Raw genomic sequence first — 24,512 nt, 5'->3', positions numbered from 1 at the left:
GGGCCAAGCCATACTCGCCCTCGCCCACCGCCGCACCCTCACCCCATGTACGCCATAGGGGCACCCCCAGGTTCGTTGACAGTTCCAGATGAGGCACAGAACCTCTTTAGCAGGCATCTGAGACGAGCCTCGTCGGAGGCTTGACCCGCGGTGGTGCCCCGGCCTTACTAGACTCGGGTCCGATGAGCGAGCAGACCACTCCCGCCGCGCAGCCGCGCGTGGCCACCCAACAGGTGCTGGGGCAGGCCGGACGCCGCGGTCCCTTCCGCTACGGCGAACGCGTCCAGGTCACCGACTCCAAGGGCCGCAAGCACACCTTCGTGCTCGACCCCGGCGGCTACTTCCAGTCCCAGCGCGGCAGCTTCTACCACCGGGACGTGGTCGGCCGCGATGAGGGCACGGTGATCACCACCGAGTCCGGGCATGAGTTGCTGCTGCTGCGACCGCTGCTGGCGGACTATGTGCTGTCCATGCCCCGTGGAGCCCAGGTGGTCTACCCCAAGGACTCCGGGCAGGTGGTCGCCTTCGCGGACATTTTTCCCGGTGCCCGGGTCCTGGAGGCGGGGGTGGGCTCCGGCGCCCTGACCATGAGCCTGCTGTCCGCGATCGGGGAGAGTGGCCACCTACTGTCCATTGAACGCCGCCATGACTTCGCCGTGATCGCGGCCTCGAACGTCGACGCCTGGTTCGGCCGCCACCACCCCGCCTGGGAGCTGCGCGCCGGAGACTTTGTTGACGTCGTGGCCGCCCACGTAGGCGATGCGAGCGTGGACCGGGTGGTGCTGGACATGCTCGCCCCCTGGGAGAACATCGACGCCTCCGCCCGCGTGCTGGTGCCCGGCGGCGTGTTCCTCGCCTACGTCGCCACCGTCCCGCAGCTGTCGCGCACCGTGGAGGCACTGCGCCACTCCAAGCGCTTCACAGAGCCCGAGTCCTGGGAGTCGGCGGTGCGCAATTGGCACGTCGACGGCCTGGCCGTGCGCCCGGACCACCGCATGGTCGCCCACACCGGCTTCCTGATCTCCGCACGCCGCCTCGCCGCCGACTCCGCCCCACTCACCCGCAAGCGTCCGCCCGCCCGCGGGGCCTACGACGACGCCGGCTACTGGACCGCCGAGGACGTGGGGGAGCGCATCAGCACCGACCGCAAGGTCCGCCGCGTGCTGCGCGACTGCCGGGCCAAGCAGCCCGAGGACGCGACCCTGGTTCAGCCGGGCCCTTCCGGACCGCAGGAGCCGGAACATGAGTGACCCCCGGTCCCTGGGCATGCCCGCGCGCGACTTCACCAGCCACCAGCTGCGCGAGGCCCGCGCCGAGGCCATCAGCCTGTCCGCCAAGAACGAGCGCCTCGTGACGGCCCTGAACGCCGCCCGCGAACGCATCGCCGAGCTCGGCACCCAGCTCGACGCCGTCACCCGCCCGCCGCTCACTCTCGGCCTGCTCACGGGCATGTCCGGCCCCGCCGAGGCCGACGTGTCCCTGGGTGGGCGGCAGCTGCGGCTGGGACTCCACCCCGATCTGGACGCGGCCGAGCTGCGGGTGGGGCAGCGCGTGGCCGTCAACGACCAGATGCTGGTGGTCGGGGCCCTGCCCGCACCCGACACCGGTGAGGCCGTCACCCTGGACGAGGTGCTGGCCGACGGCGGCGACGCCTTGTCCGTCGGCGGCGAGAGCACCGCGGTGCCCGCGGCCCGCGCCCTGGTCACGACCGGTTCCGGCGCCACCCGCGTGGTGCGGCTGGCCGGGCACCTCGACGCCGACGCGCTGCGGCCCGGCGACACTCTCGCCGCCGATCTGCGCGCCGACCTGGTAACCGCCCGCATTGCGCGCACCAGCGTCCAACAGTTGGTGGTTGCCGAGACTCCGGACGTGTCCTGGGAGGATATCGGTGGCCTGGGCCCGCAGATTCAGCAGATCCGCGACTCCCTGGAACTGCCCTTCGCGCATCCCGAGCTGTACCGCGCATACGGGCTGCAGGCCCCCAAGGGCATGCTCCTGTATGGTCCGCCCGGCTGCGGCAAGACCCTGATCGCCAAGGCGGTGGCCACCTCTCTGGCGCGTTCCACGGGTGCCGGCGTCCACGACGCCGCCTTCCTGAACATCAAGGGCCCGGAGCTGCTGAGCAAGTTCGTGGGTGAGACCGAGCGGCAGATCCGCGCCATCTTCGACCAGGCCCGCAAGGTCGCCGCCGAGGACCGGCCCGTGGTGATCTTCTTCGATGAGATGGAGGCCCTGTTCCGCACCCGTGGCAGCGGTGTCTCATCCGACGTGGAGACCATGATCGTGCCGCAGGTTCTCACCGAGATCGACGGTGTCGAGTCGCTGAACAACGTGGTCATCATCGGCGCCTCCAATCGGGAGGACATGATCGATCCGGCGATTCTGCGGCCCGGCCGCTTCGACGTGAAGATCCGCATCGACCGTCCCGACGCCGTCGGGGCGCAGGAGATCCTCTCCAAGCACCTGCGGGCCGACCTGCCGCTCGCCCCGGAGGAGCTGGCCGCTTCCGGAGGCGATAGGGAGGCCGCTGCCGCCGCGATGCGCCGCGCCGTCGTCGCCGACCTGTACGCACGCACCCCCGAGCGGGCCGTGCTGGAGTTGACCTACGTCTCCGGGCGGCGCGAGACCCTGTACCTGGCTGACTTCGTCTCCGGCGCCATGCTCGCCGCCATTGTGGCCCGGGCCAAGACCGCGGCCATCAAGGATGAGTTGGCCGGAGGCTCCGGCGGAGTGTCCACATCCCGGCTGCGGGCGGCCATAGCCGTCGAGGCCCGGCAGAATGAGGAGATCACCGCCGCCACCGCCCCTGAGGCCGCCGATCGCGCCGTCGGCCACCGCGGCGAACTCATTCGCGCGGTACGCCGTATCCAGGAGGGGTCTGAGCACGCATGAGTATGCCGAAAAGCACTGATCGTGCAGGGATCGGCCCGGTTCGCCGCCCCGTCGGCCTGGAGACCGAGTTCGGGGTGCTCGAGCCGGGCAACCCCTACGCCAACTCGGTGGCCATGGCCAACCGCATAGTCGCCGCCTACGGCGCCTTCGCGCGCCCTAAGGCCGGCACGCGGGAAGTTGTCCGCTGGGACTACGAGGGGGAGGATCCGCTGGCCGACCTGCGTGGGGGCCGCCTGGAGCGGGCCGCCGCCCACCCCAGCCAGCTCACCGACGACCCCGATCGGCCCGCGCCCGCGGGCGACCTGCCCCCGGCCCCGTGGGGCACGCGCCCGCGTCCCAGTGCTGCGGAGGCCGCCCTGCCGCAGGCCACCACCGCGGTGCTCACCAACGGCGCCCGCCTGTACGTGGACCATGCCCACCCCGAATACTCCTCCCCGGAGGTGCTCACCCCCCGTGACGCCCTCGTGTGGGACCGGGCCGGTGAGGTGATCGCCCGCCGTGCCATGGCCGCTCTGGATCCGGAGGACGGAGAGGTGGTTCTGTACAAGAACAACGTCGACGGCAAGGGCGCCGCCTACGGCGCCCACGAGAACTACCTGGTGCGCCGCGACCTGCCCTTCGACACGCTCGCCGCCGCCCTCATCCCCTTCCTGGTCACCCGACCGGCCTTCGCCGGGGCCGGGCGGATCGGGATTGGACAGCACAGTCAGACTCCCGGCTTTCAGATCAGCCAGCGCGCCGACTACGTCGGCACCGACATCGCGCTGCAGACCACCTTCAACCGGCCCATCGTCAACACCCGCGATGAGCCGCACGCCGATGCCGCCCGCTTCCGCCGCCTACACGTGATCAACGGTGACGCCAACCGCTTCGACGTGCCCATTTACCTCAAGGTCGCCACCACCGACCTGCTGCTGTGGTATCTGGAGCGCGCCCACGATCGCGGCCAGGGCCTGGCCGCCCTTGAGGATCTGCGGATCACCGCCGACCCGGTCGAGGAGCACTGGGCCATGTCCCACGATCCCACCCTCACTCATGTGCTTGCCACCGCCCGCGGTCCCCTGACCGCGTTGGAGATCCAACGTGCCCACCTGGAGGCCGTCACCGGGGCCCTGAGCGAGGATTACGGCGGCGTTCGCCCCGAGCACGTCGGTGGCGACACCGCCCAGGCACTCGCCCTGTGGGCTGAGACCCTTGATGCCCTGCAGGCCTACGCGGACTCCCGCGGAACCTCCGCCCAGGCCGAGAGCACGTCCCGGGCCGCCGAGCTGGTCGAATGGGTGGCCAAACTCCAACTGTGCGAAGGGCTGCGCGCACGCTTCGGCACCGGCTGGGACGACCCGCGCCTGGCGGCGGCCGACATCCAGTGGGCCGACCTGCGCGTCGGCCACGGCCTGGCCGACAGACTCATCTCCGCCGGCCGCACCCGCACCCTTACCACCGGCGCCGAGATCGAGGCGGCCGCCGACCATCCTCCAGTCGGAACCCGTGCCGCTGTGCGCGGCACGGCCGTGGCCGAACATGCCGCCGTCGTCGCCGCATCCTGGACCAGCCTGGTAGTGGACGTGCCCGGGCGGTCCGATCTGCTGCGGCTGGCACTGCCCGACGCCGTCGCCGTATCCGAATCAGAATCGGCCCGTATCCTGGACGCCTTGCGTGGCGTCATCGCCTCGGCACCATCCCCCGAATCAGGAAGCGAAGATCCCGTATGAGTCTTAACGAGCAGATCCGGCCCGCCGGTCCCGACGCCGATGCCGAGCCCGCGTCGGCCGCCACGAAGCAGGACCAGGTCGGCGGCGTAGACGACATCCTTGATGAGATCGACGCCGTTCTGGAGACCAATGCCGCCGCCTTCGTCCAGGGCTTCGTCCAGAAGGGCGGGCAGTGACGGTGACGGCCGCTGCGGCCGCCCCCCGCCCTCGGCGCGCGCCGGCCCGACGGATCATCGGGGTGGAGACCGAGTACGGCATCACCTGTGCCTCCACGGTTGGCGGCCCCCCGCCGCTGGATGCCGACCACGCCGCCCGTGAGCTGTTCGCCACACTGATCGCCCGGGGCCGATCCTCCAACGTGTTCACCCGCGGCGGCGCCCGCCTGTACCTGGATGTCGGCTCCCACCCCGAGTTCGCCACCGCCGAATGCGACCGGCTGACCGATCTGCTCGCCCAGGACCGGGCCGGGGAGCTGACCATGGCGGACTTGGCTGCGCAGGCCAACGCCCGCCTGGCCGCGCAGGACGTGCCCGGACGCATCCATCTGCTCAAGAACAACCTTGACGCCGAGGGCGCCGGCTTCGGCTGTCATGAGAACTACCTGGTGCGCCGCCACGGAGACTTCTGGAATGACGCCCGGACACTGGTACCTCACCTGGTGACCCGGCAGATTCTGGTGGGCGCCGGACACATCCTCACCGACCCGAGCGGCGCCCGCCCCGCACGCTACGTCTTCTCCCAGCGCGCCGACCAGATGCAGGACGCCGTGTCCTCCGCCACCACCCGCGCCCGCCCGCTGATCAACACCCGTGACGAGCCGCACGCCGACGCCGACAAGTACCGGCGCATGCACGTGATCGTCGGTGACTCCAACATCGCTCAGGGCTCGACGCTGCTCAAGGTCGGTGCCATGGACCTGCTGTTGGACTACCTGGAGGCCGGCGGTGACCTGAGCGATCTGCGGCTGGCCGACCCCATGCGTGCCATTCGCGACACCTGCCACGACCTCACCGGAACCGTGCCTCTCGAGTTGGCGGATGGGCGCACCATCACCCCGGTCGACTTACAGACCGAGCATCTGGCCCGCGTATCCGCCCACGCAGACGAGCTGGAGCTGGACGACGCCCACCGGCGCGTCCTGGAACTGTGGGAGCGTGGCCTGGAGGCCGTGCGTACGGGCAACCCGGCGCTGGTTGCCGCCGACCTGGACTGGGCCGCAAAACAGCGGCTACTGACCCGCTACGCGCAGCGGGCAGGCACCGATCTGGAGGATCCACGCGTGGCTCGCCTGGCCCTGGCCTACCACGATGTGGACTCCGCCGATGGGCTGCGAGTGCGGCTTGAGGCCGCCGGACTACTGAGTCGCATCGTCGATGAGGACGCCTGTCGCGCCGCCGTCGACACCCCTCCGGCCACTACCCGGGCCCGCCTGCGCGGCACCGCGGTCGCACGCGCCGAGGATCTGCGCCGTGACCTGTCCGTCGACTGGGTCAACCTCAAGCTCAATGACGGCCATTCCCGCTCCGTCGCCCTGCGCGACCCCTTCGCCGCCGTCGACGCGCGCGTGGATGAGTTGCTGTCCGTCATGAATGAGCCCGATTCACCCCACTCTGGCATACTCGTAACCAGCCCATGAATGCTTACGACGACAAAACCACGCCGCTGCCCCTGCGCGGGCCGGACGGCAAACCACTGACCCGCCGTCAGCTGCGCGATCTCGAGCGGGAGTTGGAACGTGCCCGCCAAGGCGAGAGCGGCGGGCCGGACGCCTATGTGCTGCCCGCGCCGACGGTGTCGCTTCCGGCCGTGGTGGAGGAGACACCACCCGCCCACCGTGAGGAGCCGCCGACGGTCACCGGCGCCCAACGCGCCATCGGGGCCGCCCTGGGACGCCCCCGCCCCCACGGCCGCGTCGCCGTCGTCCTGGCGGTCATCATCGTCGCCGCGATTGTGCTGGTGCCCGTCGTCGTGTCCCGCCTGGGGCGCGGTGGCGAGGCCGTCGGCGTCGCCACCGACCAGGCGACCGCGGCCGACGCCCCCATCGGCTCGGTGCTGGAGGTAGCCGGCCGGGTCGGTTCCGTTCCCGTGGTCTCCCTGGCGGCTCCGCTCGCACCCGCCACCGCCGTTACCACGGACACGTTGATCACGGGGGAGGGCCGCGTCCTGGCCGACAAGGACGCTGTGCTGCTGTCGGTGTCCACCTTCTCCGGCACCAGCGGGGCGAACACCACCGGTACTTCATCCGGTGTGCGCATGTACCGCGGCATCGTCGACGCCGACGCGCTCGGCGAAGTACTGGCCGATACGCTCACCGGCGTCGCGGAGGGGTCGCGCCTGGTGCTGCGTGCCCCGGTGTCCGGCAAGGACGGCGCCGTCACCACCGAGATCACCGTCGTCGACGTGCTGCCCACCACGGCCGCCGGCGAAGAGCGGGCGCCCGCGGACGGTATGCCAGCCGTAGCCTTCGCGGACGACGGCACGGTCTCACTGTCAACTGATGGGTTGAACGCGCCCACCCGGGCCGCGGCCTCGGCACTGGTGGTCGGAGCAGGGCAGCAGATCGACTCCGGTGACGTCATCATCGCCCGCTACGCCGTCGTCAGATGGGCCGACTCCGAACTGCGCAGCTCCAGCTACGGCACCACAACCGTCCCCGGCACCATCGACATGTCCAACACCATGTCGGGCATCTCCCAGCAGTTAGTGGATGCCACCGTGGGCAGCCGTATCGTGCTGGCCCTGCCGGCCGATCAGGCGGCCGGCGACTACGCACTGGCGATGGTCATCGACATTCTCGCCGTCGCCGCCGATGACGCCCTGACCGACGCCACCTCGGCGCCTGCGCCGGATGCCACCGAGGACGCCCACGAAGGCATCGTCAGGGTCACCCCCGCCCCGGACGCGGCGCAGCCCGCTGCCGCATCCACAGAGCTGCCGGCCGGCAAGGAGGAGCAATCATGAGTGTCGCCGTGCGCGTTATTCCGTGCCTGGACGTCAAGGAAGGCCGCGTGGTCAAGGGCGTGAACTTCAAGGGACTGCGCGACGCGGGTGATCCGGTGGAGTTGGCCGCCCGCTACGACCTCCAGGGCGCCGATGAGATCACCTTCCTGGACGTGTCCGCCTCCGCCGAGGGACGCTCCACCATGCTTCAGGTCGTCTCCGCCACCGCCGAGCAGGTGTTCGTGCCGCTCACCGTCGGCGGCGGGGTGCGTAGCGTCGAGGACGTGGATCGTCTACTGCGGGCCGGTGCCGACAAGGTCGGCATCAACACCGCCGCCATCGCCAGACCGGAACTGCTGACCGAGATCGCCGCCCGTTTCGGCAGTCAGGTCGTGGTCCTGTCGGTGGATGCCCGCCGCTGCCCGGAAGGTGTGACCACGCCCTCCGGCTACGAAGTCACCACTCATGGCGGCACCCGCTCCACCGGCATCGACGCCGTCAATTGGGCTGGACGCGCCGCCGAACTCGGTGCCGGTGAGATCCTGTTGAACTCCATGGACGCCGACGGAGTCACCGGTGGATTCGACCTGGAGATGCTTGACGATGTGCGCCGTGCGGTGCACATCCCACTGATCGCCTCCGGTGGAGCCGGCCGCCCCGAGGACTTCGCCGCCGCCGCCGACCACGGGGCGGACGCCGTACTTGCCGCCAGCGTCTTCCACTACGGCGCCATGACAATTCGGCAGGCCAAGGACGCGCTGCGGGCGGCCGGCCATCCCGTGCGCTGAGCGGCGGAACGGGTGGAACAATGGTGCCCGTGACTGACGCGATCGCCGCCTCCCCGCTGCCGCCCGAGCTGGCCACGCGCCTCAAGCGAGACGCAAACGGTCTGGTGGCCGCCGTCGTCCAGCAGTACGACACCCGCGAGGTGCTCATGGTCGGCTGGATGAATGACGAGGCTCTGCGGCGCACCCTGACCGAGGGACGAGTGACCTACTGGTCACGGTCCAGGCAGGAGTATTGGCGCAAGGGCGACACCTCCGGGCACTACCAGTACGTCAAGGCCGTATCCCTGGACTGCGACGGCGATGCCCTGCTGGTGGAGGTCGACCAGGTCGGTGCCGCCTGTCACACCGGTGCGCGCACCTGCTTCCTCTCCGGCGGTGATCTGCGTGCCAAGAAGGGGGACCGTCCCTCCAACTGGAACGGATTTGCCTCCACGGCGGCGGCCAGCAACCATGAGGGCTGATAATCCCAGGGGGTGATAGACGGGTGGACACCTTCGGAGAACTCGCCGGCACGGCGCGCGCCTGCGTGGCCGAGCGCGAACGGCGAGTCCCGCTGGCACAACTGAAGGAGGCGGTGCGCGCCGCCCCGGCCTGTCGTGATGCCGCCGGAGCGCTGCACGACGAAGGCCGGGCCGTCTCTGTGATCGCCGAGGTGAAACGGGCCACCGCCACTTTCGCGGACCTGTCCGGCATCGGGGACGTGGCCATCCTCGCCGGTTTCTACGCCGCCGGCGGAGCGGCCTGCGTGTCCGTAGTCACTGAGCCCGTCCGCTCCCACGGACGACTGGAGGACCTGGACGCCGTGCGCGCCGCCGTCGACGTTCCCGTACTCGTCAACGACATCATCGTCACCCCCTACCAGGTGCACGAGGCCCGTGCTCACGGCGCTGACCTGCTCATGCTGGACGCCCGGCTGAAGCCGCTGATTCTGGAATCACTCATCGAACGCACCCACTCCTTGGGCATGGTGGCCGTTGTCCGGGCCCACTCGGGGGCTGAGGGGCTGGCGGCCGTTAAGGCCGGTGCCCGCTTTGTCGCCGTCGACGCCCGCGACCCGGTGACCCGTGCGGTGGACCGTTCCCGTTTCGAACATGTCGCTCAGGCGCTGCCGACCACCATCACCCGCATTGCGGCCGGAGGTGTGCGCGGCCCCCACGACGTCATGAGCTATGCTCGCGCCGGTGCCGACGTCGTGCTCGTCGGCGAGGCCGTTATCCGTTCCGCCGACCCCCAGCAGTTCGTAGCCGAGTTGGTAGCCGCAGGCAGCCACCCGGCGCTCCTTCCCGCTACTCACCGAGAGGCGCCGTAATTGCCCACAGTCCTGCTCACTCCCGTCGCCGCGGCGGCGGCCGCCATCCCCAGTCCCGCCCGCGGCGTTTGGTATCTCGGCCCATTTCCCGTGCGGGCCTACGCCTTGAGCATTTTGGCCGGAGTATTCGTCGCAGTGTGGTGGACTGACCGCCGCTACCGGGCCGCCGGTGGGGGAGAGGACCAGGTCCTGGATGTGGCCCTGCTCGCGGTACCCGCAGGTATTGTCGGTGCGCGCCTGTACCACGTGGTCACCTCTCCCGACGCCTACTTCGGTGCGAACGGCGACCCGACGCTCATACCGCAGATCTGGCACGGAGGTCTAGGAGTGTGGGGCGGTATTTTCTTCGGCGCGCTCGCCGCCGCTTGGATGCTGCGTCATCGCGGCCTGCGTTTCGGGCCCTTCGCGGATGCCGTAGCCCCAGCCCTGCTGGTGGCGCAGGCCATTGGCCGCCTCGGCAACTGGTTCAACCAGGAGTTGTTCGGTTCCCCAACGACCCTGCCTTGGGGTCTGCGGATCGACGACGCCCACCTTCCCCCCGGCTACGCATCCGGCACCCTATTCCACCCCACCTTCCTTTATGAGGCGCTGTGGAACCTCGCCGGCGCCGTCGTCCTGATCGGATTGGAGCGGTGGCTGCGGCGGCGGGACGGAGCCGTGGGTGGCCGGCTGCTGTGGGCCTATCTGATGGTGTATACGGCCGGGCGTGTGTGGATCGAGTGCCTGCGCATTGATGATGCCCAGGTGATTGCCGGTCTACGGCTGAACGTGTGGACCTCCATCCTGATCTTCCTGGCCGGAATGGTCTGCTTCATCGTGACCTCCCGTCGCCCGCTGAATGACCGGATCCGTCGGGAGCGGACCGCGGATCGAACCGAGGAGGAGCACAGCCGGCGGTGACGACGATCCCAACCCGATGGCGAGTGCGTCGCAGACTCGTCGCGGCGCCGACAGTCAACTAGGCTTGGCCCATGCGCAGAGCGAAGATCGTATGCACCCTGGGGCCCGCCACCGACTCACCCGAGCAGGTGCAGGCGCTCGTGGACGCCGGCATGAACGTGTGCCGCATCAACCGTTCCCACGGACGCGCCGAGGACCAGGAGGAGGTCATCGCCCGCGTGCGTGCAGCCGCGGAGGCCTCCGGCCGTGCCATTGCGATCCTGGTGGACCTGCAGGGCCCGAAGATCCGCCTGGGCAACTTCGTGGACGACCAGAAGGTCATGCTCAACAAGGGTGACGAGTTCACCATCACCACCGATGACGTATTGGGCACAGTGAAGCGTGTCTCCACCACCTTCAAGGGACTGCCGGGTGACTGCCGCCCGGGGGATCGGCTCCTGATTGACGATGGCAACGTGGCCGTACGGGTCACCGCCGTAACCGACACGGACGTGGTCACCAGGGTGGAGGTGCCCGGCTACGTCTCCAACCACAAGGGCATCAACCTGCCGGGCGTGGCGGTCTCCGTGCCCGCCCTGAGTGAGAAGGACCGCGAGGACCTGCGCTGGGCACTGAAGATCGGCGCCGATCTGATCGCCCTGTCCTTCGTGCGCAATGCCGAGGACATCAGGGACGTTCACGAGATCATGGACGAGGCCGGTGTGCGCATCCCGGTGATCGCCAAGATCGAGAAGCCGCAGGCGGTGGAGAATCTGCTGGACATCGTCTCCGCCTTCGACGGCATCATGGTGGCCCGTGGCGACCTCGGTGTGGAGATGCCGCTGGAGGCGGTGCCGCTGGTGCAGAAGCGCGCCATTGAGTTGGCCCGTCGGCAGGCCAAGCCGGTGATCGTAGCCACCCAGGTGCTGGAGTCGATGATCCAGAATCCCCGCCCCACCCGTGCAGAGGCATCGGACTGCGCCAACGCGATCCTGGACGGCGCCGACGCCGTCATGTTGTCCGGGGAGACCTCCGTGGGCGCCTACCCGATCGAGGCGGTGCGCACCATGGCCAACATCATCGAGAACGTGGAGGAGAACGGCGGTGAGCGCATCGCTCCGCTGGGCTCCTACCCGCAGACCCGCGGTGGCGCCATCACCCGGGCGGCCGCGGACATGGGAGAGCAACTCGACGCCACCTACCTGGTTACCTTCACCCAGTCCGGTGACACCGCCCGCCGGCTGTCCCGGCTGCGGTCAACCATCCCCTTGCTGGCCTTCACCCCGTTGCACTCGACTCGTAACCAGCTGTCCGTGTCCTGGGGTGTACAGACCTACGAGGTGCCCGAGGTCAAGCACACCGACGACATGGTCGATCAGGTGGACGAATTGCTGCAGTCCAAGCACCTGGCCGAGCCGGGTGATGAGGTGATCATCGTCGCCGGCATGCCGCCGGGCACGCCCGGCTCGACCAACTCCATCCGCGTACACACGGTGGGGGAGCGCCGCGACTACCGGGTATGAGCGCCGGGTCGGGCCCGCAGTGATGCGCGGGCAAAACGGGTATCGGCCCATCGCAACACGCAGTAGAGCAGTTGCGTGGCGCCGGGCATGAAGCCCGCCCCATGGTGGTAGCAGGGGTCCATGGTGGTGACCAGGATCGCGCCGGGCGTGGTGGACTCGTCCAGGAAGGTGGTCACACCCGCCTCAGCCCCGTCCTCCTCCAGCGTCACCAGTGGCACTGCGCCTTCGGGCAGTTGGAAGACGCCGTGGTGGTGCCAGATCACGGCGCGTTCAGACAAATACTCCCACACGGGATGCTCCGGGCTGCGGCGCCGCATGCCGGAATCCTCCCCGGTGCGCCACCACCAGAAGTTGGTGGGTCGTGCTTGCCATTGCAGGCCCGGCAACCACTCCTGGGCGGAGTTCTCCCCGAATACGACCAGGGTGCCGCCGCGTTCGGCGACAGCTCGCATGGCGGCGGCATGTTCCAGCAGCATCCGGGGGTGGGAGCGGTCCGCGACGAGCAGGACATCGAGAGCGGCGAAGTCTGCCGCCGTCGCGTCGGGCAGATACAGGTCGGCCAGGCGGTAGGGCCGCAGTGCGGGGTCGGCCAGGGTCTTTAGCTGTGAGCCGGTGCCGGTGTGGGCGAAGCCGATCATGGGTGCGGGGTTCATGCGTTACCTCCGAGCCAGTTGCGAATGTTGTCGGTGAGTCGAGTCAGGGTGGTCCCGGGGGTGCGGGCGAAGATTGCCAGATCCAGGCCGGCATGAACCACGACACGGCCCTCTGCCACCGGGAAGTCCACATCGATGGGCGCCCGCAGCGGTCCCAGACCGTTGATGACCGTGGTGCCTACCGGCAGGTCTAACAGGTAGCCCCGACCGTAGAAGCCGGCCACGCCGAACTGTTCCAGTTGCTCCCGGGTACGGGGAATATGCGGCCCGGAACGGTACAGCAGCTCTTCGACATCGACGCCGTCCCACACCGGGTGCGAGGCCAGGCGAGTGATGCCCAGGTCGCGCGGGCCGTGATACTCCAGCAGCCGCCATTTGGGCAGGCCGGTCACCCAGGGCTCCACCACGTGACCGTTGACCAGCATGCGGCCACCGGCCCTCAAGAACGCGTCGAAGTGCGCGCGGTGGCCGGCCAGGTGGCGCTGATCGCACATGCCGGAAACGAGGATGCCGGGCGTATGCGCCAGTGCCTCTTCATCCAAGTCGTAGGGGTCGAGGGGGCGAAATCCGTCGGGCACGTCGGCGGCCCCCATGGTGGGGGAGTGCCCATCTGGTGCGGGCATGAGCCAAAGGGGTTCGTTATGGGTCATCAGCGGGTTCCTTTCCACTCAGGAGGTTCGGTGTGGGCAAGGGTGGTCTGCGCGGCGGTATGTCGGTGGATGCCGTAGTCAGGGACGACGACGCGTTGCGGCTGGCCGCCGATGTTCACTTCGGGGGTCGCCACCGGCAGGCCGTACAGACAGGAAAGGGTGTTACCGGTCAGCAGTCTGGCCGTGGCGTCGATGCGAATATCCGCGGAGTCCACGATCAGCAGTGTCCGGTCCGCTATCCGCAACGCATGGTCGGGGTGATGACTGGTCATCACCACGGCCATACCGTCCTCTGCCAGGGCGTGGAGGACGCCCAGCACACGGGCCTGATTGCGCAGGTCCAGAGCGGAGGCGGGCTCATCCAGGACCAGTGCGCGGCAGCCGGTGGCCAGTGCGCGGGCGATCAGGACTAATTGACGCTCACCGCCGGACAGGGCCTGGTAGTCGCGGTCGCGCAGGTGGATGATGCCGACGCGCTCCATCGCCGCCTCTGCGGCCTCATGGTCGGCGCGGCCCGGACTGGCGTAGGCGCGTACGAAGCGGGCGCGACCCATCAGCACCATATTCAGTACTGAGAAGGCGGCTGTTGCGCCGTGGGACTGGGGGACGTAGCCGATGATGGCACGCTGGGTGACCTCACCCTCGGTGGGGTTGCGCAGCCCGGCCAGGCAGGTGACCAGTGTGGTCTTGCCGTGGGCGTTCGGTCCGAGCACGGCCAGCACCTCCCCGGCCCCCACCCGCAGGTCCACGCCGCGGAAGATCCACCGGCTGCGTCCGTACCTGAAACCGAGGCCGGCGGCGTCGAGCACCGTCTCGGGCCGCCTGGTGCGGGTCGCCTCGGCGGTCGCGGCGCCGACAGCACCAGTAGTCACTGAATTAGTCACTGAGCCACACCCGCCTTCTGAAGCGTACGAGCAGAACCACGAAGAACGGCGCGCCGATGATCGCGGTGAGAATTCCCAACGGCACCTCGACCGAGGCGATGGAACGGGCGATGGTGTCCACCGCCGTGAGGTAGCCGCCGCCCAGCAGGAATGAGGCGGGCAGCAGCACCCGGTTGTCGCCGCCCACCAGTAGACGGGCCAGATGTGGTACGAGCAGGCCCACCCAGCCGATGACGCCGGACACGGAGATGGCGGCCGCCGTCAGTAGGGCCACGGCCAGCAGTGCCGCGTTGCGGTAGGGGGCGGGCGGCACGCCCAGGGCGCGGGCGTCGTCGTCGCCCAGAGACAGGATGTTGAGCCGCCAGCGCAGGAGGAAGACGGTGAGCGTGCCCAGCAGTATCGGCGGCAGGGCGGTGAGCACACCGCCCCATCCGGCCGTCGCCAGGGAGCCGAGCAGCCAGAACGTAATGGCGGGCAGATCCCGGTAGGGGTCGGCGACATAGGTGAGTAACGAGGTCAGTGCGCTGAACAGGGCGCTGACAACCACGCCGCCGAGTACGATCATCAGCAGGGGTGCGCTGGAGACGATGCGACTGAATGCCACTACGCAGCCCAGTGAGCCTAGTCCGAACAGGAAGGCGCCGCCCACCAGCCAGGAGGAACCGAGTCCCAGCACCATGGTCAGTACCCCGCCGAAGGACGCGCCGGCGGATACGCCAAGGACCTGGGGGCTCACCAGCGGGTTGCGGAACACCGATTGCAGTACGGCACCCGCCGTCGCCAGGGCGGCACCGACCAGGAAGGACAGGACTACTCGTGGCAGCCGTACCTCGAATACGATGCTCGCCTCCTGGGCGTACCAGGTGCGTTCCAGCGGGATTACCCGGTCGATCAGCATGCGGGCGACCTCTACAACCGGGATGCTGAATCGGCCCGCCGCCAGCGCTAGCAGGCACACCACCAGCGAAACCACTCCGATCACGATGACGGTCACCCAGGGCATTCCCCGGTACCGCCGACCGGTGGGGGGATCAGCGGGAGAACTGGTCATAGCCCTGCGCCTCGGCGTTGGCATCGAAGCGCAGGATCTGGTCGATCTCATCCTGCGACACTGAGTACCCGTAGAGGAATTCGTAGTTCTCCCGCAGCTGCTCGCGCAGGTCGAATGCGGCGGTGTCCGGGTAGGCGATCTGGGCCGCCCACATCATGGTCAGATGCGATTCGGCGCTGGGCGGATCCCACCAGAAGCCTCCGGAGGGAACCGCGTAGACCTTGTGGTTCTTGACGGCCCGCAGCTGCGACAGAGCGGAGTCGGCATACAGATCCGCCGGCGTCAGGGCCGTCATGGAGGAGACGAAGATGATCTCCGGATCCCAGGCGAGCAGTTGCTCCACGCTGGTGGCGTTGGAGGTCGAGTAGTCGACGTCCGCGCCGACATTCGTGGCCCCGCACAACGTCATCCAGGTATTCATGTAACCGCGGGTGGAACTCATGCCGGCGTTGTAGCCGGAGTCGCCGGCCGAGCGCAGGAACAGGACGGTTGGCGAGGCGGTCTGCTGGGCGGCGAACTCCTGCAGCGAGGCGATGGTCTGGTGCATGCGCTGAAGGATCTGCTCGCCCCGATCCTCGCGTTGCAAGAGGGTCGCGAACATCTTGATCCACTGCTCCAGGTACTCCTGGGTGCCGTAGCGCAGTCCGATCACCGGGTATCCGGCGGCCTCAATGGGTTCTATGTAGGTGGCGGAGTCCCCCTGGTCGGCCCACTGGATTACGACGTCGGGGTTGATGCGGGTGATCTCCTCGACATTCGGGATGAAGTCGGAGTTGGCGACGGTGTTGTTTGAGACCGCGGCGGGGAACATCGTCTCGAACACGGAGCCGCGGTCGCGTTTGACTGTGGATTCGTTCACACCGGAGATGCGGTCGTAGCCCTGGTCGATCGCGGTGAGGATCGAGGGGGAGGGGATGACCGTGGTGACGATGGACTCGATCGATCGGGTGAAGGTGTGAGTCTTGTCGCGTTGATCGGTGACGACGATCGGCTCAGCCAGAGTGGCGCCGCGCTCGGCGGGGATGTCCTGACCGGAGCGTGAGGAACAGGCGCCGACGGCGAATAGCGCGGGCAGTGTCGCGGCGACTCCGGCGGCCGCCCGGATGACGGTGCGCCGTGGGTAGGGATGCACGTGCATGAGGCTCCTTCAGAACTCGAGGCGACCGGCCCATGCGGGAGAGTCCCGCCAACCGGTCCAGTAAGTTCTGCCTACCCTAAATTAATGTGATCGTTTTGTGAACCTATGACGGTCTGTCAGTTCATCCGGGCGGCCCCAGGCGGGGGTGATTGCGGCTCAGGTGAGGCGCCTGATCAGGGGGAGAGTCGCGCAGCGGAAGCCTCCCGGGAAGCGTGTGACCTCGCTGAACTTCAAAGGCACTGGGGTGATGCCGCGCGAACGGAGTTCACGCTCCAGACGGGTAGCGCGCTCGTCGATGACTATGTGATCGGGAGCCAGTGCGAAGGTGTTGACCATGAGTGCGAGCGTCTCCGCTTCGGTGGCCTCGATCAGCTCGAGGTGTTGTGCTACGCGCTCGCGCGAGCGAGGAGTGAGGGCGGGTGAGTAGATGTATCCCAGGCCGGGACCAACGAGGGTGAGCTTGGTGTCAAGGTGGACCACACCCCGGTGTGAGAACTCGATGGGTATGATCTCGCGATCGATACCCGCCCGGGCGAATGCCTGCCGCAATGAGCCGACCCCCTTGAGGTCGGTGGCCTCGCTCAGTCCTACGAGCACGACATCATCGGTGACTATGACGTCCCCGCCCTCAATGTGGCCATCGTCCAGGGGGACCACGCGTGAGACCTCTGCGAGTAGCGGATAGAGTGCCCGCTGCTCGCGTCGGCGCACAGGGTCCGCCGAGCGGGCGAGGAACAGGACGTCATCGACCGCGAAGGCGATATCGCGCGGGTACAGCTGTACCGAGACGTCATCGATAACGCCCAGCGTGTGTACCACTACCCCGGACTCGCGCAAAACGGAGACGAACTGTGCGTGCTCGCGCTCGGCAATGTCGTGATCCGGGATGCTCACGGTGTTCTTGGAGAGGTAGAACGCGTAGCTCGGGTTCGGACTGCGGAGTGTCTCGCGCACCAGTGGCCACCATCCGAATCGCTTGTACGGTCCGACGACCACTTCCTTCAAGGGGGCGATGTCGCTGGGGTTGTGCACTTGGATCATGTTGCTCCTCGGGTCTGGTATTGGTGTGGCGGGCTCGATGTTGTTCGGCCGGCCCGGGTGAATCCAGGGGTCAGCGGGGCTCGAGGAGGGGCGCTATGCCCCGGACGAGCTGTTCCGCGTCAAGGTCAGGATCTAATGCGCGCTGCAGCAGAAACCCGTCAACGGCGGCCACCAAGGCGAGTGCCTTGGCCTGGGCGTCCGCTGTCGTTGAGTCGGTACGCACGCGTAGTCGCTCGGCCAGGCGGGCGCGGAAGGCGGAGAACATTGCGGCCAGGTCGCGCCGCAGTGCGGCGTCGTGTGTGGCCGCAATCAGCGCCTCGTTCAGTAGGGCGGCGCCCGGATGAGCGGGTCCAACATTGAGTTGAAGGAGGAAGGATGTCAGTCCCTCACGAAGGTCGGGAGCCTCCATTGCCGCTTGGAATGGGCCATCCAGAAGATCTCGTGCGCCCTCATATGCGGCAGTGCGCCGTAATGCCTCAATGCTCCCCACGTGGTAGTGGACGAGTCCGGGGCTGACTGCGGCGCGCTCGGCCACACGACGGGTGGTCACCATCTCCCAGCCGCCCTCGACTACCAGTTCCTGTGCGGCGGTGACCAATGCCTGACGAGTCGATGCTGAATCGGGCACGCGATCCTCCTGACTGTGTTGGTAGATGGGCGACGGCCTTGTACGTTTGCCTTGGACGATCGCCCAAGGCAAACGTACAAGAGTCTTCACTGGGAGGCAAGTCTCGCCTCGAGACCGGTTGGCATTAGGGGTGTCGGCGCGATTGTGATGCCGGTAACTCGCGTCAAGCTGCCGGGTCGCGAGAAGTCGGTTCGTCGTCCGCCAAGAATGCCTACGCCTGCGCAGCGGCAGGACGAGGAAAGGAGGTTTGCTGTGGGGCCGGCAGTGTCAAGGAGATGTCAAGGCGCGGGGCGATCTGCTTCGCGGGCTCGTCTTGGTCCAGTGCTCCCGCCCCGCGCCCATAGGGCGGGAGCCGGGCCATCTCGCCCAGGGCGCCTTCTCCCGGTCTCCAGCGCCCAGGGCCGTGAGCCCCCAGGACCATGCGGGGCGTCGTCGTCGACGGTGGGGAAGAACTCGATTCGTTTCTGATGGGAGTAGGCAGGACAGACGCATCGCCCGGAGCCGCTTTCGTTGAGGTTCCGGGCGAATCCGTACCTCCGGTGGGACTCGAACCCACAACACTCCGATTTTGAGTCGGATGCCTCTGCCAATTGGGCTACGGAGGCGTGCTCGGCAGTGCGCTCGGCGCGCGGACCTCGCTACGGGAGAGATCATACTAGGATCGGGGCGTGAACAACGAGTCGACTTCCTCCCGCACCCGCAGAGTCCTTGTCGCCGAGGACGAGACGCTCATCCGCCTGGACATCGTCGAGACTTTAACCGATGCCGGCTATGAGGTCGTCGCCGAGGCCGCTGATGGGGAGGAGGCGATTCGCCTCGCCGAGGAGCACGAGCCCGACCTGTGTGTGATGGACGTCAAGATGCCCGTGCTGGACGGCATCACCGCGGCTGAGCGCATCATTGACGCGCACGGGTGTGCCGTGGTCATGCTGACCGCGTTCTCTCAGACCGAACTGGTTGAGCGCGCCGGCGCTGCTGGCGCCATGGCCTACGTGGTGAAGCCCTTCACCCCGGCGGACCTGATCCCCGCCATAGAGGTCGCCATGTCCCGCCACGAGGAGATCCGCTCCTTGGAGTCGGAGATCTCTGACCTGCAGGAGCGCTTCGAGACCCGCAAGCGCGTGGACCGCGCCAAGGGCCTGCTTATGGAGCGGATGGGGCTGAGCGAACCCGAGGCGTTCCGGTGGTTGCAGAAGACCTCCATGAACCGCCGACTGACCATGCGTGAGGTTGCCGACGCCGTCATTGAGCAGGTCGGTGGAGCCAAGAAGGATTCCTGATCTAGACCCGGCGCCGTCGCCGCCAGGCCCTGTCCCTGCCCCAGCCGCGGTTCAGGCTTCATCTACGGCGACATACAGGCTGCGCAGTGTGCCGTGCGCAATGACATGCCCATCCTCGTCGCTTACCTCCACTCGATGGACGGCCGTGCGGCGCCCGCGATGCAGGGGCGTGGCGACCGCCGTCACCCAACCGCGCCGCGCCGGCCGCAGATGGCTGACCTGAAGTTCGGCTCCCACCGGCGCCGTACCCGCGGGAGCCCCCTGCCGTGCCGCCATCGACGCCGCCGTCTCCACCAGCGCCGCGCTGGCTCCCCCGTGTAGCAACCCCGTCATCTGCCGGGCGCCGTCCACCGGCATGCGCACCACGGTGCGCTCGGCGGAGCGTTCCTGCAGCTCCATGTGCAGCGTCGCCATGAGCGTGTCGGCCTCGGTGCCCGCCAGCCCCGACGTGCCCAGGGCGCTGGTGGCCGAGACCGCGGAGCCGGCGGGTCGTGGCACCGGGAAGGGGCGGGCGGACTTGGTCGGGAAGGCCACGGGTACGTCCGCGCTGCGGGATGCGGGGTCCTTTTCGCTCATGCCCTTAGGCTGTCACGGTGAGCACCGCCAAGACCAGCCCCGCCGACCACGACGTTGCCGGTCGTCTTCTCCTGATCGACGGCCACTCCATGGCCTTTCGCGCCTTCTACGCGCTGCCGGTGGAGAATTTCACCACTACCACCGGGCAGTCCACCAACGCCGTGTACGGCTTCGTATCCATGTTCCTGTCCCTGCTCGAGCAGGAGCGACCCACGCACGTGGCCGTCGCCTTCGATCTGCCCGGTGGCACCTTCCGCACTCGCGAGTACGCCGAGTACAAGAGCACCCGCGACGAGACGCCGCCGGCCTTCGCCGGCCAGGTCGAACTCCTGCAGGAGGTGCTGAAGGCCATGGGTGTGCCCGCCGTGACCTCGCCCGGATACGAGGCCGACGACATCCTCGCCACCCTTGCCGTACAGGGGCAGCGGGCGGATATGGAGGTGCTCGTGTGCTCCGGGGATCGCGACTCCTTCCAGACGGTGACCGAGCGCTGCACCGTTTTGTACCCGATCAAGGGCGTATCCACTCTTAGGCGCATGACTCCGGCCGAGGTCGAGGACCGCTATGGCGTACCCCCCGAGCGTTACCCGCATCTGGCTGCGCTGGTGGGGGAGACCTCCGACAACCTGCCGGGCGTGCCCGGGGTCGGTCCCAAGACCGCTGCCAAATGGATCCGCCTGTATAACGGCCTCGACGGCGTCATCGCCCATGCCGACCAGATCAAGGGCAAGGCCGGCCAATCCCTGCGCGACCACCTTGACGACGTGCTGCGTAACCGCCGCCTCAACCACCTGCTCACCGACCTCGATCTAGGGATCGATCCCCAAAACGACCTCCGCCTGACCGGCGCTGACCGAGAGGAGTTCGCGCGGGTCATGGAGTCCCTGGAGTTCCGTAGCCTCCAGCGGCGCTCCGAACGGGTCCTGCCCTTCACGGACGGTGCGGCCCCGGCCGGCGACGCCGATGCCGACTCGCCAGGGGCGCGACTGGAGGCAGTGGTGGTCAACACGGTCGGGCGCGACATCAGACCCGGCGGACTCGCCGCCTGGCTCAAGACCAACCTGTGCAGCCGCGCCAATGTCCCGCTCGGGCTCGACGTCGTCGGCGTTTTGCACCCCGGGCGTGGGGATGCGACCATGATCGCCCTGTCCGACGGCGTCACGGCCCTCGTCGCGGACCTGTCCCTGCTCGACCCGGCCGACGAGGCGGCGCTATCCGCCCTGCTGGCCGACGCCGACCGCCCCAAGATCGTCGCCGACGCCAAGGGTTCCTGGCACGCCCTGCACGCGCGCGGCATCGACCTGGACGGCGTGACGGCGGACCCGGCGCTCGCCGGTTACCTGTGCCGCCCCGAGCAACGCTCCTACGACGTCAGGTCGTTGGCGCAGCGGTGGCTCGGAATAGACCTGGAGGCGCTCACCGCCGCGAGCGACGATCAGCCGCAAAGCGCCTTCGACCTGGACTCCCTGGCCGACGACGCCCCCGCGTCCGCAGCGCTCGCCGCGGCCCGCCGGGCCGCCGTGCTCGTGCCCCTGGACCGCACTCTGGCTGAGCAGATGCGCCGCCGCGGCGTGCTGGAACTGTTCACGGACCTGGAGATGCCGGTGACGGCCACCCTGACGGAGATGGAGAACGCCGGCATCGCCGTCGACGACGCCGTCCTGGCGGCTCGCGAGATCGAGCTGGACGCCCGGGTCACGCACGCCGCGGAGGGCGCCTTCGCGGCCGCCGGGCACGAACTCAATCTGTCCAGTCCTAAACAGTTGCAGAAGGTGCTGTTCGACGAGTTGAAGATGCCCAAGACGCGCCGCACCAAGACTGGTTACACCACTGACGCCGACGCCCTGTCCTCCCTGTATGTCACGACCGGCCATCCCTTCCTGCAGCATCTGCTAGCGCACCGGGACGCCATCAAATTGCGGCAGACCGTGGCGGGACTGCGCAAGGCGATCGGGCCCGATGAACGCATCCACACCACCTTCCAACAGACCATCGCCGCCACGGGCCGCCTCTCCTCCACCGATCCCAACTTGCAGAACATTCCCGCCCGCACCGAGGAGGGCATGCGCATCCGCGAGGCCTTTGTCGTGGGCGCGGGTTACGAGTGCCTGCTGACCGCCGACTACTCCCAGATCGAGATGCGCATTATGGCGCACCTGTCCGGGGACGAGGCCCTGATCGAGGCCTTCCGCTCAGGTGAGGATCTGCACCGCTACGTCGCCGCCATGGTTCACGGCATCAATGTCGCTGAAGTCACCCCCCAGCAGCGCAGCCACGTCAAGGCCATGAGCTATGGGCTGGCCTACGGCCTGTCCACCTTTGGGCTGGCTCGGCGGCTGGGCGTGGAAACAGCCGAGGCCGCCGCCCTGCGCGAGGCCTACTTCGCCCGCTTCGGCCGGGTGCGCGAATACCTGGAGGACGTGGTGGAGCAGGCGCGCCGCGACGGGTGGACCCAGACCATGTTCGGCCGCCGCCGCTACCTACCGGATTTGAACAGTGACAACCGTCAGCGCCGCGAGATGGCCGAACGAGCCGCCCTCAACGCCCCCATCCAGGGAAGTGCCGCCGACATCGTCAAGCAGGCCATGGTCGATGTCGCCCAGACCCTGGTGGAAGCCGACCTGCGCTCGCGCATCCTGCTGCAGATCCACGACGAGCTGCTGCTGGAGATCGCCCCGGGGGAGGCCGCCGCCGTCGAGGAGCTGGTGCGCACACGAATGAGTGGGGCGGCCGAGTTGTCGGTGCCGCTGGATGTATCCGTCGGCCGCGGCGCCACCTGGCGTGACGCCGCCCACTGATTGTCTGCTCCGAAGGGTTCTATCCGGGCGGGCGTGAGGTATTCCACGTAAATGCGGACCAAGTTTGTGACACGCCCACAAGTCACGGATTGGGAACGTGCTGGTATGGTTCGACCTGCACGTCCCTGGGTACCGTCTGAGGCATCCAACCGCGGTGCGGCCCCGGTCCGGGCCGGCCCGCACGGCGGGGGACGTGTGGACTCTATCCACCCGACCCTTCTGTCCATATTCGGAGCAACCACTCAATGACCACAACTACGCCCAGCCCCGCCCCGGTCGCCGTCAACGACATCGGCTCGACCGAGGAGATCCTCGCCGCCGTCGACGAGACCATCAAGTACTTCGACGACGGCGACATCGTCGAGGGCACCGTCGTCAAGGTGGACCGCGATGAGGTCCTCCTCGACATCGGCTACAAGACCGAGGGCGTCATCCTCGCTCGTGAACTGTCGATCAAGCACGATGTCGACCCCGAGGAGATCGTCTCCGTCGGCGACGAGATCGAGGCCCTGGTTCTCCAGAAGGAGGACAAGGAGGGCCGCCTGCTGCTGAGCAAGAAGCGTGCACAGTACGAGCGCGCCTGGGGCACCATCGAACGTATCAAGGAGGAGGACGGCGTCGTCTCCGGCTCCGTCATCGAGGTCGTCAAGGGCGGCCTCATCCTCGACGTCGGCCTGCGTGGCTTCCTGCCCGCCTCCCTGGTGGAGATGCGCCGCGTCCGTGACCTGCAGCCCTACGTCGGACGTGAGCTCGAGGCCAAGATCATCGAGCTGGACAAGAACCGCAACAACGTGGTCCTGTCCCGCCGTGCCTGGCTGGAGCAGACCCAGTCCGAGGTCCGCACCAACTTCCTGCAGACCCTGCAGAAGGGCCAGGTCCGTACGGGCGTGGTCTCCTCCATCGTCAACTTCGGTGCCTTCGTGGACCTGGGCGGCGTGGACGGCCTGGTTCACGTCTCCGAGCTGTCCTGGAAGCACATCGACCACCCGTCCGAGGTCGTCGAGGTCGGCCAGGAGGTCACCGTCGAGGTGCTCGACGTCGACTTCGACCGCGAGCGCGTCTCCCTGTCGCTGAAGGCGACCCAGGAGGATCCGTGGCAGGCCTTCGCCCGCACCCACGCAATCGGCCAGGTCGTGCCCGGCAAGGTCACCAAGCTCGTCCCCTTCGGTGCCTTCGTGCGTGTGGAGGACGGCATCGAGGGCCTGGTGCACATCTCCGAGCTGGCCCAGCGCCACGTGGAGCTGCCCGAGCAGGTCGTCAAGGTCGGTGACGAGGTCTTCGTCAAGGTCATCGACATCGATCTGGACCGGCGCCGCATCTCCCTGTCGCTCAAGCAGGCCAACGACGGCGTCGACCCCAACTCCGACGACTTCGACCCGTCGCTGTACGGCATGGCCGCGGAGTACGACGAGAACGGCAACTACAAGTACCCCGAGGGCTTCGACCCGGAGACCAACGAGTGGCTCGAGGGTTACGAGGCCCAGCGGGAGGCCTGGGAGGCCGAGTACGCCGCCGCGCAGGCCCGCTGGGAGGCTCACAAGGCGCAGGTCGCCCGCGCCATGGAGGAGGACCAGGAGGAGGGTGAGGCCGCTCCGGCGGAGGCCACCTCCTTCTCCTCCACGCAGCCCGAGGCCGCCGGCACCCTCGCCTCCGATGAGGCACTGGCCGCGTTGCGCGAGAAGCTGACCGGCAACTGATACCGGCCGCGCAGGCGGCCGCAGGCGCCGGGCTTCGTGCCCGACGACTATCCACGATCGGGGCCCGCCCACC

General features: G+C 68.2%; 22 protein-coding genes and 1 tRNA gene. 14 read left to right on the top strand and 9 right to left on the bottom strand.

Translation table 11 applies throughout. The features are described from left to right. The first annotated feature begins 182 nt into the window (after positions 1 to 182). The 11 genes from Q4A20_RS06520 (at position 183) to pyk (ending at position 12,043) form a co-directional block, all read left to right on the top strand. Complete coding sequence (locus tag Q4A20_RS06520) at positions 183 to 1,250, top strand: tRNA (adenine-N1)-methyltransferase (protein ID WP_303121503.1); 1,068 nt, start codon at positions 183 to 185, stop codon at positions 1,248 to 1,250. Beyond that, positions 1,243 to 2,892, top strand: coding sequence for a proteasome ATPase (arc, locus tag Q4A20_RS06515; RefSeq protein ID WP_303121501.1), 1,650 nt, complete (start codon positions 1,243 to 1,245; stop codon positions 2,890 to 2,892). Before Q4A20_RS06520 ends, arc begins: the two co-directional genes overlap by 8 nt. Continuing rightward, positions 2,889 to 4,604 (top strand): depupylase/deamidase Dop, encoded by a 1,716-nt coding sequence (gene dop / locus Q4A20_RS06510; RefSeq protein WP_303121499.1) that lies wholly within the window; start codon positions 2,889 to 2,891, stop codon positions 4,602 to 4,604. Before arc ends, dop begins: the two co-directional genes overlap by 4 nt. Further along, positions 4,601 to 4,780 (top strand): ubiquitin-like protein Pup, encoded by a 180-nt coding sequence (locus Q4A20_RS06505; RefSeq protein ID WP_303121497.1) that lies wholly within the window; start codon positions 4,601 to 4,603, stop codon positions 4,778 to 4,780. Before dop ends, Q4A20_RS06505 begins: the two co-directional genes overlap by 4 nt. Further along, positions 4,777 to 6,240 carry a Pup--protein ligase gene (pafA, locus tag Q4A20_RS06500; protein ID WP_303121495.1) on the top strand — a complete coding sequence of 488 codons (1,464 nt, stop codon included), beginning with the start codon at positions 4,777 to 4,779 and terminating at the stop codon, positions 6,238 to 6,240. Before Q4A20_RS06505 ends, pafA begins: the two co-directional genes overlap by 4 nt. After that, the gene (locus Q4A20_RS06495; RefSeq protein WP_303121493.1) at positions 6,237 to 7,565 is read left to right on the top strand and encodes a hypothetical protein; all 1,329 of its coding nucleotides are present in this window, start codon (positions 6,237 to 6,239) and stop codon (positions 7,563 to 7,565) included. Before pafA ends, Q4A20_RS06495 begins: the two co-directional genes overlap by 4 nt. Continuing rightward, positions 7,562 to 8,332 carry an imidazole glycerol phosphate synthase subunit HisF gene (gene hisF / locus Q4A20_RS06490; RefSeq protein WP_303121491.1) on the top strand — a complete coding sequence of 257 codons (771 nt, stop codon included), beginning with the start codon at positions 7,562 to 7,564 and terminating at the stop codon, positions 8,330 to 8,332. The genes Q4A20_RS06495 and hisF overlap by 4 nt, the downstream gene beginning before the upstream one ends. Positions 8,333 to 8,361: 29 nt before the next feature. After that, positions 8,362 to 8,793: a phosphoribosyl-AMP cyclohydrolase gene (gene hisI / locus Q4A20_RS06485; protein ID WP_303121489.1), complete on the top strand. Its 432-nt coding sequence runs from the start codon at positions 8,362 to 8,364 to the stop codon at positions 8,791 to 8,793. Positions 8,794 to 8,816: 23 nt separating this feature from the next. After that, on the top strand, positions 8,817 to 9,641 hold the full coding sequence (locus Q4A20_RS06480; protein ID WP_303121487.1) for an indole-3-glycerol-phosphate synthase: 825 nt from the start codon (positions 8,817 to 8,819) through the stop codon (positions 9,639 to 9,641). Then, a complete protein-coding gene (gene lgt, locus Q4A20_RS06475) occupies positions 9,642 to 10,541 on the top strand; it encodes a prolipoprotein diacylglyceryl transferase (RefSeq protein WP_303121485.1) in 900 nt (299 codons plus the stop codon). 71 nt (positions 10,542 to 10,612) lie between these two features. Then, positions 10,613 to 12,043, top strand: coding sequence for a pyruvate kinase (pyk, locus tag Q4A20_RS06470; RefSeq protein WP_303121483.1), 1,431 nt, complete (start codon positions 10,613 to 10,615; stop codon positions 12,041 to 12,043). Here the strand turns inward: pyk and Q4A20_RS06465 are convergent. The 8 genes from Q4A20_RS06465 to Q4A20_RS06430 all read right to left on the bottom strand — a co-directional run bounded on the left by Q4A20_RS06465 (position 12,031) and on the right by Q4A20_RS06430 (position 18,693). Further along, the gene (locus Q4A20_RS06465; protein WP_136193924.1) at positions 12,031 to 12,696 is read right to left on the bottom strand and encodes a hypothetical protein; all 666 of its coding nucleotides are present in this window, start codon (positions 12,694 to 12,696) and stop codon (positions 12,031 to 12,033) included. The two genes, pyk and Q4A20_RS06465, sit on opposite strands and share 13 nt — an antisense overlap. After that, on the bottom strand, positions 12,693 to 13,346 hold the full coding sequence (locus Q4A20_RS06460; protein WP_303121480.1) for a hypothetical protein: 654 nt from the start codon (positions 13,344 to 13,346) through the stop codon (positions 12,693 to 12,695). The genes Q4A20_RS06465 and Q4A20_RS06460 overlap by 4 nt, the downstream gene beginning before the upstream one ends. Beyond that, positions 13,346 to 14,230 (bottom strand): ABC transporter ATP-binding protein, encoded by an 885-nt coding sequence (locus Q4A20_RS06455; protein WP_210729295.1) that lies wholly within the window; start codon positions 14,228 to 14,230, stop codon positions 13,346 to 13,348. Before Q4A20_RS06455 ends, Q4A20_RS06460 begins: the two co-directional genes overlap by 1 nt. Then, the gene (locus Q4A20_RS06450) at positions 14,223 to 15,281 is read right to left on the bottom strand and encodes an iron ABC transporter permease (protein WP_303121473.1); all 1,059 of its coding nucleotides are present in this window, start codon (positions 15,279 to 15,281) and stop codon (positions 14,223 to 14,225) included. The genes Q4A20_RS06455 and Q4A20_RS06450 overlap by 8 nt, the downstream gene beginning before the upstream one ends. Next, on the bottom strand, positions 15,262 to 16,419 hold the full coding sequence (locus Q4A20_RS06445; protein WP_136193927.1) for an ABC transporter substrate-binding protein: 1,158 nt from the start codon (positions 16,417 to 16,419) through the stop codon (positions 15,262 to 15,264). The genes Q4A20_RS06450 and Q4A20_RS06445 overlap by 20 nt, the downstream gene beginning before the upstream one ends. Positions 16,420 to 16,575: 156 nt before the next feature. Continuing rightward, positions 16,576 to 17,460 carry a dimethylarginine dimethylaminohydrolase family protein gene (locus tag Q4A20_RS06440; RefSeq protein ID WP_136313503.1) on the bottom strand — a complete coding sequence of 295 codons (885 nt, stop codon included), beginning with the start codon at positions 17,458 to 17,460 and terminating at the stop codon, positions 16,576 to 16,578. 70 nt (positions 17,461 to 17,530) lie between these two features. Further along, positions 17,531 to 18,088: a TetR/AcrR family transcriptional regulator gene (locus Q4A20_RS06435; RefSeq protein WP_147680071.1), complete on the bottom strand. Its 558-nt coding sequence runs from the start codon at positions 18,086 to 18,088 to the stop codon at positions 17,531 to 17,533. 531 nt (positions 18,089 to 18,619) lie between these two features. Continuing rightward, a tRNA-Leu gene (locus Q4A20_RS06430) sits at positions 18,620 to 18,693 on the bottom strand. Positions 18,694 to 18,756: 63 nt separating this feature from the next. Between Q4A20_RS06430 and Q4A20_RS06425 the strand changes: the two genes are divergently transcribed. After that, positions 18,757 to 19,368: an ANTAR domain-containing response regulator gene (locus Q4A20_RS06425; protein ID WP_303121464.1), complete on the top strand. Its 612-nt coding sequence runs from the start codon at positions 18,757 to 18,759 to the stop codon at positions 19,366 to 19,368. Between the two features lie 51 nt (positions 19,369 to 19,419). On the opposite strand, the gene Q4A20_RS06420 is transcribed toward Q4A20_RS06425, so the two are convergent. After that, on the bottom strand, positions 19,420 to 19,944 hold the full coding sequence (locus Q4A20_RS06420; protein WP_303121461.1) for a PaaI family thioesterase: 525 nt from the start codon (positions 19,942 to 19,944) through the stop codon (positions 19,420 to 19,422). A gap of 17 nt (positions 19,945 to 19,961) precedes the next feature. Between Q4A20_RS06420 and polA the strand changes: the two genes are divergently transcribed. Both polA and rpsA read left to right on the top strand, forming a co-directional pair. Next, positions 19,962 to 22,742 carry a DNA polymerase I gene (gene polA, locus Q4A20_RS06415; protein ID WP_303121459.1) on the top strand — a complete coding sequence of 927 codons (2,781 nt, stop codon included), beginning with the start codon at positions 19,962 to 19,964 and terminating at the stop codon, positions 22,740 to 22,742. A 245-nt stretch (positions 22,743 to 22,987) separates the two neighbouring features. After that, entirely contained in the window at positions 22,988 to 24,439 is a 1,452-nt protein-coding gene (rpsA, locus tag Q4A20_RS06410) for a 30S ribosomal protein S1 (protein ID WP_303121457.1), read from the top strand. The last annotated feature ends 73 nt before the right edge of the window (positions 24,440 to 24,512 follow it).

Origin of the sequence: Actinomyces sp. (assembly GCF_030530635.1) — a bacterium.
In the GTDB taxonomy this organism is placed as follows: Bacteria; Actinomycetota; Actinomycetes; order Actinomycetales; family Actinomycetaceae; genus Actinomyces.
Note: the sequence above shows the minus strand (reverse complement) of the source record. Positions and strands in the feature narration are given on the sequence as shown.